This is a genomic window from Microbacterium sp. X-17 (genome assembly GCF_039615055.1).
The window spans coordinates 1-13,387 of sequence record NZ_JBDHNI010000008.1; the positions used below are offsets into that span (position 1 = coordinate 1).

Annotated in this window: 17 protein-coding genes; 7 read left to right on the forward strand and 10 right to left on the reverse strand. The window is 70.9% G+C overall.

The window, feature by feature from the left end:
• Window positions 1-48: 48 nt before the first annotated feature.
• On the reverse strand, window positions 49-1,227 hold the full coding sequence (locus tag ABCS02_RS30875; protein WP_345839547.1) for an IS481 family transposase: 1,179 nt from the start codon (window positions 1,225-1,227) through the stop codon (window positions 49-51).
• A 298-nt stretch (window positions 1,228-1,525) separates the two neighbouring features.
• Here ABCS02_RS30875 and ABCS02_RS30880 point away from each other — a divergent pair, with 298 nt between their 5' ends.
• Window positions 1,526-2,011: a hypothetical protein gene (locus ABCS02_RS30880; RefSeq protein WP_345839548.1), complete on the forward strand. Its 486-nt coding sequence runs from the start codon at window positions 1,526-1,528 to the stop codon at window positions 2,009-2,011.
• 127 nt (window positions 2,012-2,138) lie between these two features.
• Entirely contained in the window at window positions 2,139-2,402 is a 264-nt protein-coding gene (locus ABCS02_RS30885; RefSeq protein WP_345839549.1) for a hypothetical protein, read from the forward strand.
• 352 nt (window positions 2,403-2,754) lie between these two features.
• Here the strand turns inward: ABCS02_RS30885 and ABCS02_RS30890 are convergent, their stop codons facing one another.
• From ABCS02_RS30890 to ABCS02_RS30910, 5 genes are all read right to left on the reverse strand, one after another.
• Complete coding sequence (locus ABCS02_RS30890; protein ID WP_345839550.1) at window positions 2,755-3,369, reverse strand: dihydrofolate reductase family protein; 615 nt, start codon at window positions 3,367-3,369, stop codon at window positions 2,755-2,757.
• A gap of 5 nt (window positions 3,370-3,374) precedes the next feature.
• Window positions 3,375-3,851: an SRPBCC family protein gene (locus ABCS02_RS30895; RefSeq protein ID WP_345839551.1), complete on the reverse strand. Its 477-nt coding sequence runs from the start codon at window positions 3,849-3,851 to the stop codon at window positions 3,375-3,377.
• Entirely contained in the window at window positions 3,848-4,210 is a 363-nt protein-coding gene (locus ABCS02_RS30900; RefSeq protein ID WP_345839755.1) for a metalloregulator ArsR/SmtB family transcription factor, read from the reverse strand. Before ABCS02_RS30900 ends, ABCS02_RS30895 begins: the two co-directional genes overlap by 4 nt.
• Before the next feature lie 86 nt (window positions 4,211-4,296).
• Complete coding sequence (locus ABCS02_RS30905; RefSeq protein ID WP_345839552.1) at window positions 4,297-4,941, reverse strand: HAD-IA family hydrolase; 645 nt, start codon at window positions 4,939-4,941, stop codon at window positions 4,297-4,299.
• Window positions 4,942-4,991: 50 nt separating this feature from the next.
• Complete coding sequence (locus tag ABCS02_RS30910; RefSeq protein ID WP_345839553.1) at window positions 4,992-5,186, reverse strand: hypothetical protein; 195 nt, start codon at window positions 5,184-5,186, stop codon at window positions 4,992-4,994.
• Window positions 5,187-5,299: 113 nt separating this feature from the next.
• Between ABCS02_RS30910 and ABCS02_RS30915 the strand changes: the two genes are divergently transcribed.
• Window positions 5,300-6,250: a helix-turn-helix domain-containing protein gene (locus ABCS02_RS30915; RefSeq protein ID WP_345839554.1), complete on the forward strand. Its 951-nt coding sequence runs from the start codon at window positions 5,300-5,302 to the stop codon at window positions 6,248-6,250.
• Window positions 6,251-6,323: 73 nt separating this feature from the next.
• The gene (locus tag ABCS02_RS30920) at window positions 6,324-7,268 is read left to right on the forward strand and encodes an NADP-dependent oxidoreductase (RefSeq protein ID WP_345839555.1); all 945 of its coding nucleotides are present in this window, start codon (window positions 6,324-6,326) and stop codon (window positions 7,266-7,268) included.
• A 10-nt stretch (window positions 7,269-7,278) separates the two neighbouring features.
• Here ABCS02_RS30920 and ABCS02_RS30925 read toward each other — a convergent pair whose 3' ends face one another.
• From ABCS02_RS30925 to ABCS02_RS30935, 3 genes are all read right to left on the reverse strand, one after another.
• On the reverse strand, window positions 7,279-7,551 hold the full coding sequence (locus ABCS02_RS30925; RefSeq protein ID WP_345839556.1) for a hypothetical protein: 273 nt from the start codon (window positions 7,549-7,551) through the stop codon (window positions 7,279-7,281).
• A gap of 10 nt (window positions 7,552-7,561) precedes the next feature.
• On the reverse strand, window positions 7,562-8,098 hold the full coding sequence (locus tag ABCS02_RS30930; protein ID WP_345839557.1) for a DUF6611 family protein: 537 nt from the start codon (window positions 8,096-8,098) through the stop codon (window positions 7,562-7,564).
• A gap of 108 nt (window positions 8,099-8,206) precedes the next feature.
• On the reverse strand, window positions 8,207-8,386 hold the full coding sequence (locus ABCS02_RS30935) for a hypothetical protein (protein WP_345839558.1): 180 nt from the start codon (window positions 8,384-8,386) through the stop codon (window positions 8,207-8,209).
• Between the two features lie 128 nt (window positions 8,387-8,514).
• On the opposite strand from ABCS02_RS30935, the gene ABCS02_RS30940 reads away from it, so the two are divergent.
• Window positions 8,515-8,913, forward strand: a complete 399-nt coding sequence (locus tag ABCS02_RS30940; protein ID WP_345839559.1) for a Rid family hydrolase — start codon at window positions 8,515-8,517, stop codon at window positions 8,911-8,913.
• A gap of 72 nt (window positions 8,914-8,985) precedes the next feature.
• Here the strand turns inward: ABCS02_RS30940 and ABCS02_RS30945 are convergent, their stop codons facing one another.
• Window positions 8,986-9,159, reverse strand: coding sequence for a CsbD family protein (locus ABCS02_RS30945; RefSeq protein WP_345839560.1), 174 nt, complete (start codon window positions 9,157-9,159; stop codon window positions 8,986-8,988).
• Window positions 9,160-9,340: 181 nt separating this feature from the next.
• Between ABCS02_RS30945 and treY the strand changes: the two genes are divergently transcribed.
• Window positions 9,341-11,653: a malto-oligosyltrehalose synthase gene (treY, locus tag ABCS02_RS30950; RefSeq protein ID WP_345839561.1), complete on the forward strand. Its 2,313-nt coding sequence runs from the start codon at window positions 9,341-9,343 to the stop codon at window positions 11,651-11,653.
• Window positions 11,650-13,368, forward strand: a complete 1,719-nt coding sequence (treZ, locus tag ABCS02_RS30955; RefSeq protein WP_345839562.1) for a malto-oligosyltrehalose trehalohydrolase — start codon at window positions 11,650-11,652, stop codon at window positions 13,366-13,368. Before treY ends, treZ begins: the two co-directional genes overlap by 4 nt.
• The last annotated feature ends 19 nt before the right edge of the window (window positions 13,369-13,387 follow it).

Here is a 13,387-nt window from a genome sequence, read left to right on the forward strand (position 1 = left end):
TGTGATGAGTCGGGACATGTGTTCCAGATGAGTCGCGACATTGGTTACTCAGAGAGAGCCCGGCCATCGGCCGGGCTCCTTCTGTTGGTTGCGCCAGTAGCTGCGGGTGGGGTCGATGGTGTGGGTGGAGAGCACCTCGCCGGTGTGTAGGGCGATGACGGTGATGGTGGCGTCGTCGGCGAGGGCGAGGACGCGGGTGCCGCGGTGGTCGGCGCCGATGCCGAGGTGGTGCATGCGGCCGGCGCGGCGGAGGCTGATTTTGCCGTGCTGGTCGACGTGGTCGTAGCGGATCCGGTAGTGGCCAGGGGTGCGGGGTTCAGCGGGGAGGGCCTTCGGGGTTGCCCGGTAGGCCTGCCCGGGTGTTGATCGGTTCAGGGCGCGGTGGGGGCGTTGCTCGTTGTAGTGGTCGCGAAAGGTTTCGAGCTGGGCTTGCATCTCGGCGAGGTCGTGGGCGGCGGGGCGGGCTGCGAGCCACCGTTTCTGCGTTTGGTGGAAGCGTTCGATCTTGCCCTGGGTTTGCGGGTGGCCTGGTGAGCCGTTCTTCTGGGTGACGCCCAGGAGCGGGAGCAGGTATTCGAAGGCGTTGCGGCCGCCGCCGAAGCGGGCGGTATAAACGCGTCCGTTGTCGGTCAGGGTGGAGGCCGGGACGCCGTAGTTCTCGGTTGTGTTCAAGAAGATGGCGACGACATCGTCTCCGGTGACCGGGCGGTGGGCGGTGCAGGCCAGCAGGTAGCGGGAGTGGTCGTCCAGCCAGTTCAGGATCTCGATATCGGTGCCGTCGGCCAGGCGCCAGTGGGTGAAGTCGGACTGCCAGGTCTCGTTTGGTTGCGCGGCTTGGAAGCGGATATAGGAGGAGCGTGGTCGTTTGCGCGGCTCGGGCACCACGAGCCCGGCCTCGTGGAGGATGCGCCGGATGGTCGAGGTGGATGGTGCGGGTAGGCCCTCGTGCTCGAGGTGCCATGCGATGGTGGCCGGGCCGGCATCCAACCCGTTCCCGATCAGCTCTTGCCGCAGCTGCACGACCCGCTCCCTGACTTCGGGGGCGGTCTGCTGCGGGCTGGTATGTGGTGCCCGAGAGCGCGGCTCGACCGCGTCCAAGCCGCCCTGGCGATAACGGGCAAGGAGTCGATGTAGATGCTGGCGGCTCATCCCATACTCAGCCGACGCCGCGGCGACGGTGAGCTGCTTGGAAACGACCTTCAAAACGGCGACCCGGTTCTTCGACACGAGAGCGACTGTCGCCTATGACGCGACTCATGTGTCACCTATCAACTGTCGCCTATGTCGTGAACCCAGACACCTCGTGGCGCACACTGGTTGAGACAGTAGAGGAAGCCCCGGCGAGAGCCGGGGCTTTTTCGTTGGGTCGTCAACGTCGCGCACCAGACGAAGTGGACCACGCTCGGAATACGGGCTCTGCGGCCCACTCGGGACGGCGTGGGCGACGTACGACATCGGCACAGAACGACCGGCTTCCGCGCCCCAATGCGGGGTACCAGGTCGGGTCGTGGCTATGCTCCGCTTCATGGAGTACTTCGGGTGGTTTGGCGGGTTTGTCCTGCTGGCCGCCGCCATTGTGGGGCTGATTAAGCCGGTCCGCGAGGAAGTCGTGAATGTCGTTCGTTCCGGCTACTTGCGCTGGCGACCGTGGCGCATCGTTCTCTCGCAGGATTGGCTCACTCGCGAGCTGCGTGCAAGCTTGATAAGGGGGGACGACGGGACCGAAGTTCCGTACGTAATGCGCAACAGAGGGCCAAATCGCGTGACCAACGTCAGCCTGACCCACACATTCGGCAAGCGTGGATACTTGGCTGTGAACATCGAGGACCTCGCCCCCGAGTCCGAAAGCAAACCGTTCAGCTTCCCCAACCAGGGGTTGAAGAGGATCTGGCTCACAGTCGAGTGGGACGAAGCGTCGAGCAGGTCCCAGCGGGTGCGCCTGCCTAGGTTCAATGTGATGACCCGCGCGGATCGAAAGATTCAAAGGTGGCACAAGAAGGGCTCGCATTAGCGGTGCTCGACTATGCGACAGTCCGCTCTACGAGCTTGTCGCTGTGCACGAGCTGAACGAAAGCCTCCACTCGGCATCCGTCATGTACTCCGAGCTCATGCCTGGTCCCGGCCGCTAGGCTGCGCTCATGGACAGTGACGAATTCGCGAGAGCGACGAGCGACTACCAGCGCCCGAAGGGGGCCGACGAAACCTTCGGCGACTTCCTCGATCGCATGCATCTCGCACTGCCTCCCGAGGACTACCCGATCACTGCGAACCTCGTGGCATTCATTAAGGCGAGTCACGACGTAGACGGGGCCATCGACCCCGGCGACATGATGGTCGAGCTTCTCGGCGCGGTGTTCTCGCTGGAGACCCGCGTCGCGGCGCTTGAACACCGCCAGAAGTAGAGCCACCCAGCCTACGGATCAGAAGGTTTGGGGGTTCGATTCCCTGGTGGCGCACACTGGTTGAGACAGTAGAGAGAGCCCCGGCGGAGAGCCGGGGCTTTTTCATTGGGTCTTAGCCGTCGCGCCTCCGACAACGTGGGCCGTGCTCGGAAACGGGGCGCTGCGGCCACTCGGTACGGAGTAGGCGACGCGCGATATCCGCGAGAAGTAGCGCTCTCAGCGCCGCGTCGGATAAGTGGGCGGGCCGCCGGCCGTTGTCGCCAGTCGCGGCCCGCCTCACTATTCAAGAGCTTGGCACGTCGCGGCCATGACGTGCGCACCGCAACGCGTTCTGCTCAAACGAGCAGCGCGTTCACTCGAGGTCGTACGTCAGGTGCGTCGCCGTCGTGGTGACCACGACCTCCCGCTGCACGAGCTGACGCGGCCGCGACCCGGTGAACAGGGGGGTGCCTGCGCCGAGGATGATCGGTGACAGGTGCAGGACGAGCGTGTCGACCAGGCCCGCGGCGAGCGCCGAGCCGACGAGGGCGCCGCCGCCCATGAGGACCGCGTCCAGGTCGGCTCCGCGCTCCGCGGACACCGCTTCGGCGCGCGAGCGGGCGGCGGCGACGGCGTCCTCCAGGCCGGTGGTGACGAACGTCCAGTCCAGTCCGGTGAGGCGCACGGCGGGCGGGGCCGAGCTCGTGACCACCAGGAACGGGGGCTTGCCGACCTCCGTGGCGCCGTAGCCGAGGTCGTCGCTCCAGCCTCCCGGGCCGTCCACGACGTCGAAGAGGTTGCGGCCCATGACCACGACGCCGGAGCGCTTCGTCGCCGCCGCGAGGATGCGCTTGTCGTCGGGGTCGTCGGAGAACACCCAGCGGTGCAGCGGCTCTCCCCCGGTGCCGAGTCCGTTGCCGGGGCCGGCGTCCGGGCCGGTGACGTAGCCGTCCAGCGAGACGGTGATGTCGGCGACGACCCTGGTCATCGCGGTCAGCCCCTCGCCAGGAGTTCGTCGAGCTTCTCGTAGCCCTCGCGCATCCCGTACTCCATGCCCGAGGAGATCATCGCCTCCAGCGCCTCCTTCGACGGGAACACCGAGTGGCCCGCGAGCCGGGTGCGGCCGCCGGGGAGCGGTTCGAAGCGCAGGAGGTCGAGGCTCACCTGGTCGGGCGCTCCGAGGAACTCGAAGGTCTGGATGATGAGCTCGTTCTCGACGACCGTGTGGATGACGCCGCGGAACGCATAGACGTCGCCGCCGGCGTCCTTCTGCTCGAAGGCGTAGCCGCCTCCGGTGCGGAAGTCCCAGTGGGTGATCGTGTTGTCGAGGCTGCGGGGGCCGATCCACTGCACGTACAGGTCGGGGTCGGCGTGGGCGCGGAAGACGGCCTCCACCGGCGCCTCGAACTCCCGCGTGATGTCGGCGTACGAGGTGCCGGGTACGGCATCGATGACGACAGGGTTGGTCATGATTCCTTCTCCTTGGTTCGCTTGCTCTGTTCTGGTGAGGATGCCGGGGGCGCGGCGAGCAGGGCGTCAAGCCTGCGGTACTGCTGCTCGGCCTCCAGGCGGTACCGGTCGATCCACGAGGTCAGGCGTTCCAGCGCGGCGGCGTCGAGGTGCACAGGGCGGCGCTGCGCCTCGCGGGTGCGCCACACGAGCCCGGCGGACTCGAGGACGCTGATGTGCTTGGACACCGCCTGCAGGCTGATCTCGAACGGCTCGGCCAGCTCGTTGACCGTCGCCGGCCCCCGGCTGAGCCGCGCGACCATCGCGCGCCGCACCGGGTCGGACAGGGCCGCGAAGGCCCGGTCGAGCTCGTCGTCCATCGTTATCAACCTGTCCATTTATCAATCAATCGGTTGATAAAAGAATAGATCGCGTTGAGGGAGGCGTCAACCCCTGCCTCCCCGGGTCAGGACGGCAGCGAGGCCCCCACGACACCGGGCACGGCGCCGGTGTAATCCCGGAGGCGCTCCAGTCCGTCGGTCGTCGCCGACACGTGGCCACCGACCACGACGACCCGGCCCCCCGACGCGACGGCGGCGACTAGGCCGGCCTCGGCGTCCTCGAACACGACGCACCGGTCGATCGGCACGCCGAGACGCTCGGCGGCGAGGAGGTAGCCCTGCGGGTCGGGCTTGCCGCGCGACACGTCCTCCGCGGCCACCAGCACGGCCGGGACGGGGACGCCCGCCGCCTCCAGGCGCACGACGGCGAGTTCGCGCGGCGCGCTCGTGACGATCGCGACGGGCACGCCCGCCTCGGCGAGCGCCGCCAGCAGCGCGGCGGCTCCCGGCACCTCCACGATGCCGTCGGTGCGCGTGAGCTCCTCGGCGACGAGCCCGGCCACTAGTTCAGCCCGTCGCTCGGCGGGAAGGCCGGGCAGGAAGTGCGCGACGGTGTCGACGGCCTGCCTGCCGTGCGCGTAGGCGAGGATCTCCGCAGGGTCGAGGCCGTGACGCCGGCCGAACTCGCTCCAGACGGCCTCGACCACGGCGTGCGAGTCGACGAGCGTGCCGTCCATGTCGAAGAGGAATCCGGATGCGCTGATCTCCATCGGACCAGCCTAGGCGGCGCCCGCGGCGGGAGTCCGCGGGCCGCCGTCGCTCAGCGTCCGGTCGTGCGCGCGTCCTGCGCTGCCCGCAGGTCGGCGAGGCCGCGCTCGGTCTCGCGGGTGACGCGCCCGCCACGCGCGGCGACCGCCGCGGGGAGCCAGTCGCTCAGCACGAAGCGGCGACGGCGCGGCGGGATGGGCTCGCCGCCGTTGGTCTTGACCGGGCGGGCCACCCAGCCGTGTTCCATTCCTTGTATCCAGGTTCCGTTTGCCATGTCATCAACGTTACGACCGAAAATATTCGGCCACCATGTGGCTTCAGGTCTATCTTCGCAAAGATACGGCCAGTACACTCGGAGGCATGTTGAAGCGCGTGGCCGTGCCCGTCATCGACGAGTTCGCGATGTTCGAGTTCGGCGTCATCTGCGAGGTGTTCGGCCTCGACCGCAGCTATGCGGGGATCGAGCCGTTCGACTTCCGGGTCTGCTCGGCGACCCCGGGCGAGCCGATCCGCAACGAGACCGGCGTGCAGCTCATCGCGCCATACGGGCTGGAGGCGATGGAGGACGCCGACCTCATCGCGGTGCCGGCCGCCACCATCCGCGACGAGTACCCGGAGGAGCTGCTCGACGGGCTCCGGCGCGCGCACGCCCGCGGCGCCATCCTGCTCAGCGTCTGCTCCGGCGCGTTCGTGCTCGGCGCCGCCGGCCTCCTCGACGGCCGCGAGAGCACGACGCACTGGCGCTACGCCGACGCCCTCCAGCGCCGCTTCCCGCTCGCGCGGGTGAACCCGGATGTGCTCTTCATCGACGACGGCACGATCATCACCAGCGCCGGCACGTCTGCCGGGATCGACGCGTGCCTGCACCTGGTGCGGCGCGAGCTCGGCAGCGCGGTCGCCAACACGATCGCGCGCAACATGGTCGTGCCGCCGCAGCGTGACGGCGGCCAGCGGCAGTACATCGAGCGGCCGGTGTCCGACTGCGAGGACGACACCTTCAGCGAGCTGCTGGAACACCTGAGCACCACGCTGGACGAGAACCACACCGTGTCCGGCCTCGCGGCCAGGACCCACATGTCGACCAGGAGCTTCTCGCGCCGCTTCGTCGCCGAGACCGGGGTGCCGCCGATGCAGTGGCTGACCACGCAGCGTGTCCTCCATGCCCGGCTGCTGCTGGAGACCACGGACATCCCCGTCGAGGAGGTCGCGCGGCGCAGCGGGTTCGCGAGCGCCACGCTGCTGCGCCACCACTTCGACTCGGAGGTCGGCGTGCCGCCCACGCGCTACCGGGCGGCGTTCGCGAGCCGTTGACGCGCGGGGAAACAATCCGCCGCCGCCCTGGTTGACTCGAAAGGACGATCACCCGCGACGGAAGGACCCCCGCATGGCCACGCAGATCCAGTACGACCGGCTCGGCGGTCCCGAGGTCCTCCAGGTGGCGACGGTCCCGGACCCGGTCGCGCCCGACGACGGCGTGGTCGTGGAGGTGCGCGCCGTCGGCGTGAACCCGATCGACGGCAAGCTGCGCAGCGGCGGCCGGCCGAGCGCCCCGATCACCGCGCCCCGCGTGCCGGGAAGCGACGCAGCAGGGGTCGTGCTCTCGGTCGGGGCCGGCGTGGACGGCTGGGCGCCCGGCGACGAGGTGGTCGTCCGCAACGCACGCGGCGCCTACACCACGCACCTGGTCGCACCGGCCTCCCACCTCGTGCGCAAGCCGGCCGCGGTGAGCTGGGAGCAGGCGGCGGCGATCGGCGTCCCGGTGAGCACCGCGCACCAGGTGCTGGTCTCGCTCGGCGTCGGGCCGGGGACGACGCTGCTCATCCACGGCGGCTCCGGCAGCGTCGGGAGGGTGGCGATCCAGCTCGCCCGCCGGATGGGCGCGACCGTGATCGCGACCGGGTCGCCGGCGAATCACGAGCGACTGCGCGCTCTCGGGGCGACCCCCGTGGCGTACGGCGACGGGCTGCTGGACCGCCTGCGGGCCGCCGCGCCAGACGGGTACGACCTCATCCTCGACGCCATCGGCTCCGACGAGGCGCTGGAGGCCTCCTTCGCGCTCGTCGACGACCGCTCGCGGATCGGCACGATCGTGGTCGGGCCGCGCGCGGCCGAGCTGGGCATCCGCGCGTGGGGAGGCGGGAACCCCGTCCCGCTGACGGCCGACGAGCTGCGGCTGCGCGACGACGCCTACGCGCTCGCCCTCGCCCTCATCGCCGAGGGCGGGCTGGAGGTGGACATCGCGCGGACGTTCCCGCTGACGGAGGCCGCCGACGCCGCGCGGTTGGTGGAGTCGGGGCATCCCGGCGGCAAGGTGATCCTGCTGCCGTGACCTGTCCGGGTCAGTGGTGCAGCAGGCGCCGGTGGACGGCGTGTGCGACCGGGAGGTCGTCCCCGCGGTAGTGCTTGAGCAGCCTCCAGTTGCGCAGTGCGAGCCGGGCGCAGACCGCGACCGTCACGACCCCGCACACGACGATCCCCCACGCCCGCGGGTTCTCGCCCTCAGTCGGGATGAGCACGGTGACCGCGACCGTGAAGATCAGCGCGAGGACGGCGAACAGCACTCCCAGCCCGACGCGACGCAGCGCCCGGGCGCGCTCGACACGGTCGCCCATGCAGCGCAAATTACTCCGCGCGACGGGCGTGCGCCAGGTCGTACACGCGGCTCCAGCCGAGCTCGAAGCCGACCTCGTCGATCCGGCCCTCGTCCCGCGCGCGCTCCAGTGCGAGCAGCGACGCGAGGGAGGCCGTGACCAGGTGCTCGTCGCCGTACGTCTCGTACCGGTCGCCGACCGCGACGGTGGAGCAGCGGATCACGCGGCACTCCCTCCACACCCGGCGCGTCAGCACCGCGGCCACGATGAAGCCCGCGAGGTAGACGGCAACCAGCGCTCCGATCGCCGTCACCGCCGGAGCGGGCGCGAGCACGAGCGCGGGGAGGAGGGCGAGCAGGCCGCCGACGGTCGGCCAGCGCCGCCGGAAGACGATGGCGCGGCGCTCGGCGGAGGTGGTCCCGGGCGGATAGAGGAACAGCCGGCGCGCGCAAACACCCGTGCGCGCCGTGTACAGCGCGGAGGTCTCCTCGAACCAGCCCCAGCGGTGGGCTCCCTCGAAGAACCGGCTCGCCCTGCCGCGCACGGGAGGTCGCTCGATCGTCGTCACGGATATCGGTCTACGCCGCCACGGGCGCGGTGGCGCGCATCCTCACAGAATCCATGCGCGCAGCGGGCGGAACCAGACGATCTGCACACGGCGCTCCTCCGTCCGCCGTCATTCGGTCGTGGCGCCGCTGCCGAACCGCTCCTGCCATTCGGCGTAGGTATGGTCGCGTCCGAGCGGGCACTCGCAGCGGATGAGGATCGGCTGTCCGGTCACCACGCTGGTCGCGCGCTCGACGTGCGGCACGGTCGGCCCGGCATCGGACGGGACGCCACGAGACTGCGGTTTCATGGATGCGAGTATCCGGTGTCCGCGCGGTCCTCCCCCGGTCGGCTCCACGGTCACGCGCGAGCAAACATGCAGGATTTCACCTGCCCAATCACTGTCCGGAGGTCGGTGGTCGCTGGCAGGATGACGTCATGGCCGTCACCTTCCTCCAGCCGGACGGGCTCGTCCGCAGTCCCGCCTTCAGCCACGTCGCCGTCGTCCCCGCCGGATCGGCGACCGTTTACCTCGGTGGCCAGAACGGCGTCGACGAGACCGGCACGCTCGTGTCGCCGGAGGTCGGCCCGCAGGCCGCGCGCGCCCTCGACAACGCGAAGGCCGCCCTCGCGGCGGCGGGAGCGACGCTCGACGATGTGGTGCAGTGGTTCGTCCTCATCGACGCCTCCGCCGACCTCGGCGCGGCGTACGGGGCAATCGCGCCCCAGCTCGCCCGGGAGGGCGCGCCGCCGCTCGTGACCGGGTCGCGCGTCGCGGGGCTGGGGGTGCCGGGGGCGTTGATCGAGATCAGCGCGATCGCGGCCCTGCCCTCCTGAGCGGCCCTGCCCTCCTGAGCCGTTAACGCGAGAGCCCCCGCCCATCTGGGCGGGGGCGACTCGTGGAGGACGTCAGTGCTTGAAGGCGTCCTTCACCTTCTCGCCGGCGTTCTTGAGGTCGGCCTTGGCCTGGTCCCCCTTGCCCTCGGCCTCCAGGCGCTCGTTGCCGGTCGCCTTGCCGGTGGCCTCCTTGGCCTTGCCGCCCGCGTTCTCCGCGGCGTTCTCCATCTTGTCGTCGAGTCCCATCGTTATCCCCTTTCGATCAGGTCGTCCCGACGCTCCCACGGTGTCGTGCGCCGGTCCAGGGTGCACAGCCGGACGGGTTTTTCAATCCCCTCAGTCCTCCACAGGCGCGTGCGAGCGCGAGTTATCCACGGGAATGTCCAGCCCCTTCCAGCGGGGTTCGCCGCGCGAAAGAATCCTTGGTGTGAGCCACGACGTCCCGAAAAGCACCTACCGCCTCCAGATCACGCCCGACTTCACGCTGAGGGACGCCGCGCAAGTGCTCGGCTACCTGCGGCGTCTGGGCGTCGGCGCCGTCTACCTGTCGCCGCTGCTGCAATCGTCCGCGGGGTCGGCGCACGGCTACGACGTGGTCGACCCCACACGGGTGGACGAGTCGCGCGGCGGCCCGGACGCGCTGCGCGAGTTCGCGGACGCGGCCCACCGGCGCGGCCTCCAGGTCATCGTGGACATCGTGCCCAACCACCTCGGCGTCGCCGTGCCGCACGAGAACCCGTGGTGGTGGGATGTGCTCCGCTTCGGCCAGGAGTCCGCGTACGCCGGGCACTTCGACATCGACTGGGCGTTCGGCGGCGGCCGGCTGCGCCTCCCGGTGCTCGGCGACGGGCCGGACGAGGAGGACGCGCTGCGCGTCGTGGACGGCGAGCTGCGCTATTACGACCACCGGTTCCCGATCGCTCCCGGCACCGAGTTCGCGTCGCCGCGCGAGGTTCACGCCCGCCAGCACTACGAGCTGGTCTCGTGGCGCCGGGCCGACGCCGAGCTGAACTACCGCCGGTTCTTCGCAGTGAACTCGCTGGCCGGGGTGCGGGTGGAGGATCCGCGGGTCTTCGACGACACGCACGCCGAGATCGCGCGCTGGGTGCGCGAAGGGCTCGTGGACGGCCTCCGCGTCGATCACCCGGACGGCCTCCGCGACCCCGGAGACTACCTTCGGCGGCTCGCCGACCTGGCCGATGGGCGACCGGTCTGGGTGGAGAAGATCCTGGAGGGCGACGAGCGGATCCCGAGCTGGCCGATCGCCGGCACGACCGGGTACGACGCGCTCGGGCTCGTGGATCGGGTGTTCGTCGACCCGTCGGGCGAGGAGCCACTGACGGCGCTCGCGGAGGAGCACGACGCGCGCGAGGAGAGCAGGGACTGGCCGGGGCTGGTGCATCGCCGCAAGCGGGCGGCGGCCGACGGGATCCTGCGGTCGGAAGTGCTGCGGGTCGTGCGCGACCTGGGCGGGGAGGGTGCCGCCTCCGACCCCCTCGCCGACGCCGTGGCCGAGCTGGCTGCGGCTTTCCCGGTCTATCGGAGCTACCTCCCGTTCGGCGATGACCACCTGCGGGCGGCGCTCGACGCGGCCTCCGCCACGCGGCCGGACCTCGCCGACGCGCTGCAGGAACTCGGCACGGCCTTCGCGCCGGACCCCGACAGCAACCTGGGGGCGGCCTCCGCGCGCTTCCAGCAGACCAGCGGCGCGATCATGGCCAAGGGCGTGGAGGACAACGCCTTCTACCGGTACACCCGGCTGGCGTCCCTGACGGAGGTCGGCGGCGACCCGGCGGAGTTCGCCGTGGCTGTGGCGGACTTCCACCGCCTGCAGCAGCAGCGCCTGGCCGACCTCCCGCACTCGCTGACGACGCTGAGCACGCACGACACCAAGCGCAGCGAGGACACCCGGGCGCGCATCGCTGTGCTCGCGGAGCTGCCCGAGCGCTGGGGCCGGTTCCTCGCGGCGGTCCGCCAGCGCGTGTCGATCGGCGACGGGTCGCTGGAGAACCTGCTCTGGCAGTCGATCGTCGGAGCGTGGCCCGCGTCGCGGGAGCGCCTCCAGGCGTACGCCCTCAAGGCCGCGCGGGAGGCCGGCGCGAGCACGAGCTGGACCGACCCCGATGCCGCCTTCGAGGACGCCATGGGCGAACTGGTGGACGCGGCGTTCGACGACCCGCGCGTGGCCGCGGAGGTCGCGGCGATCGCCGCGATCGTCGAGGCGCCGGGTGCGAGCAACGGCCTCGGCGCGAAGCTCGTCCAGCTGACCATGCCCGGCATCCCGGACGTCTATCAGGGCTCGGAGCGCTGGGAGCGGTCGCTGGTCGACCCGGACAACCGCCGCCCGGTGGAGTTCGACGCCGCGGCCGGGCTGCTCGCCCACCTCGATGACGGCTGGGCCCCGCCCATCGACTCCTCGGGAGCGGCGAAACTGCTCGTGACCTCCCGAGCGCTGCGGCTGCGCCGCGAAAGACCGGAGCTCTTCGCCGAGTACCGGCCCGTGACGGCGGACGGCGAGCGCGCAGAGCACCTCGTGGCGTTCGACCGCGGCGGCGCCGTCACGCTGGCCACCCGGCTGCCGGTCGGGTTGGCTCAGGCGGGAGGCTGGGGCGACACCGCGGTCGACCTGGGACCGGCGACCTATCGGAACGAGCTGACCGGACGCGAGGTGCGCGGCCGGGCCCGGCTCGCCGAGCTGTTCGACCGGTACCCGGTCGCGCTGCTGGCGGTGGTCCGATGAGCGCGCGGGGCGGCGTGATGGGTGACGACTTCCGCGACCGCACCTTCCCGGTGTGGGCGCCGGACGCCGGTGCGGTGGAGGTCGAGGTCGCCGGATCCGGGAGGCATCCGCTCCAGAAGGACGAGCGCGGGTGGTGGCGTCTGCCCGCACCCCTCGACGGCGGTGACGCCGCCCTCGACTACGGCTTCGTGGTGGACGGAGCCGGCCCGTTCCCCGACCCGCGCTCGCGGCGTCAGCCCGGCGGCGTCCACGCGCTCAGCCGCACCTGGGACCCTGACGCCTTCGCCTGGACCGACGACGACTGGCGCCCCGGCACGCTCACCGGCCGCGTGATCTACGAGCTCCACCTCGGCACCTTCACGCCCGAGGGCACGCTGGACGCCGCGGCCGCTCGGCTCGACCACCTCGTGGACCTCGGTGTGGAGGCTGTAGAGCTGCTGCCGGTCAACGCGTTCAACGGGCCGCACGGGTGGGGCTACGACGGGGTCCTCTGGTTCGCGGTGCACGAGCCGTACGGAGGTCCCGACGCCTACCAGCGGTTCGTGGACGCGTGTCACGGCCGCGGGATCGCGGTCATCCAGGACGTCGTCTACAACCACCTCGGGCCGAGCGGCAACTACCTCCCGATGTTCGGCCCCTACCTGAGCGAGGGGCGGAACACCTGGGGCTCGTCCGTCAACCTGGACGGGCCGCACTCAGGCGAGGTCCGGCGGCTCATCCTCGACAACGCCCGGTACTGGCTGCGCGACATGCACGTCGACGGCCTGCGCCTGGACGCCGTGCACGCACTCCACGACAGCAGCGCCGAGCACATCCTGGAGGCGCTCGCGCGGGAGGCCGCCGGCATCCGCGAGACGACCGGCCGGCCGGCGACCCTGATCGCCGAGAGCGACCTCAACGACCCGAAGCTGATCCGCGAGCGGCGCAGCCACGGCTACGGCCTCGACGCCCAGTGGGACGACGACGTGCACCACGCCGTCCACGTCAACCTGACCGGAGAGACGAGCGGGTACTACGGCGACTTCGCCGGGCCGCAGGCGCTGATCAGGGTCTTCGAGCGCGGCTTCTTCCACGACGGCGGCTGGTCGAGCTTCCGCGAACGGAACCATGGCCGGCCGCTCGACGCCGACATCCCGTTCACCCGGCTGGTCGCGTTCAGCCAGGACCACGACCAGATCGGCAACCGCGCCGTGGGCGACCGGCTCACCGCGACGCTCGACGAGGGGCGCCTCGCGGTCGCCGCCGCCCTGATCCTGCTCGGCCCGTTCACGCCGATGCTGTTCATGGGCGAGGAGTGGGGCGCGACCACGCCGTGGCCGTTCTTCAGCTCGCATCCCGAGCCCGAGCTGGCGGAGGCCACCCGCGCCGGCCGGATCGCCGAGTTCGCCCGGATGGGCTGGGACCCGGACGTGGTCCCCGACCCGCAGGACCCGGCCACCTTCGAAAGCGCCCGCCTTGATTGGACCGAACCCGGCCGTCCGACGCACGCCCGCCTGCTCGCCTGGTACCGCCGCCTCATCGAGCTGCGCCGCGGGCTGCCGGCCGACGCGCGCGCGACCGATGTCAGCTGCGTGGATGGCATGTTCGGGTTCACCCGCGCCGGGCTCCGCGTGGAGGCGGCACTCAGCGGGAGCGGCCTCCCCGCCGCCGCGGATGAGACGGTCACGGAGGCCGTGTTCGACGGCGCGGTCCGCGTCAGAAAAGTAGAGAGGTGAACAGAATGCTGTACGCAAC

Excerpts from the sequence above, each read along its gene's own strand:
- ABCS02_RS30925 (WP_345839556.1), bottom strand. The coding sequence starts at position 7,551 with ATGGGCGACCGTGTCGAGCGCGCCCGGGCGCTGCGTCGCGTCGGGCTG.
- ABCS02_RS30945 (WP_345839560.1), bottom strand. The coding sequence starts at position 9,159 with ATGGGACTCGACGACAAGATGGAGAACGCCGCGGAGAACGCGGGCGGC.
- ABCS02_RS30920 (WP_345839555.1), top strand. The coding sequence starts at position 6,324 with ATGGCCACGCAGATCCAGTACGACCGGCTCGGCGGTCCCGAGGTCCTC.
- ABCS02_RS30890 (WP_345839550.1), bottom strand. The coding sequence starts at position 3,369 with ATGACCAGGGTCGTCGCCGACATCACCGTCTCGCTGGACGGCTACGTC.
- ABCS02_RS30885 (WP_345839549.1), top strand. The coding sequence starts at position 2,139 with ATGGACAGTGACGAATTCGCGAGAGCGACGAGCGACTACCAGCGCCCG.
- ABCS02_RS30900 (WP_345839755.1), bottom strand. The coding sequence starts at position 4,210 with ATGGACGACGAGCTCGACCGGGCCTTCGCGGCCCTGTCCGACCCGGTG.
- ABCS02_RS30940 (WP_345839559.1), top strand. The coding sequence starts at position 8,515 with ATGGCCGTCACCTTCCTCCAGCCGGACGGGCTCGTCCGCAGTCCCGCC.
- ABCS02_RS30935 (WP_345839558.1), bottom strand. The coding sequence starts at position 8,386 with ATGAAACCGCAGTCTCGTGGCGTCCCGTCCGATGCCGGGCCGACCGTG.
- ABCS02_RS30895 (WP_345839551.1), bottom strand. The coding sequence starts at position 3,851 with ATGACCAACCCTGTCGTCATCGATGCCGTACCCGGCACCTCGTACGCC.
- ABCS02_RS30905 (WP_345839552.1), bottom strand. The coding sequence starts at position 4,941 with ATGGAGATCAGCGCATCCGGATTCCTCTTCGACATGGACGGCACGCTC.
- treZ (WP_345839562.1), top strand. The coding sequence starts at position 11,650 with ATGAGCGCGCGGGGCGGCGTGATGGGTGACGACTTCCGCGACCGCACC.
- ABCS02_RS30915 (WP_345839554.1), top strand. The coding sequence starts at position 5,300 with ATGTTGAAGCGCGTGGCCGTGCCCGTCATCGACGAGTTCGCGATGTTC.
- ABCS02_RS30910 (WP_345839553.1), bottom strand. The coding sequence starts at position 5,186 with ATGGAACACGGCTGGGTGGCCCGCCCGGTCAAGACCAACGGCGGCGAG.
- ABCS02_RS30880 (WP_345839548.1), top strand. The coding sequence starts at position 1,526 with ATGGAGTACTTCGGGTGGTTTGGCGGGTTTGTCCTGCTGGCCGCCGCC.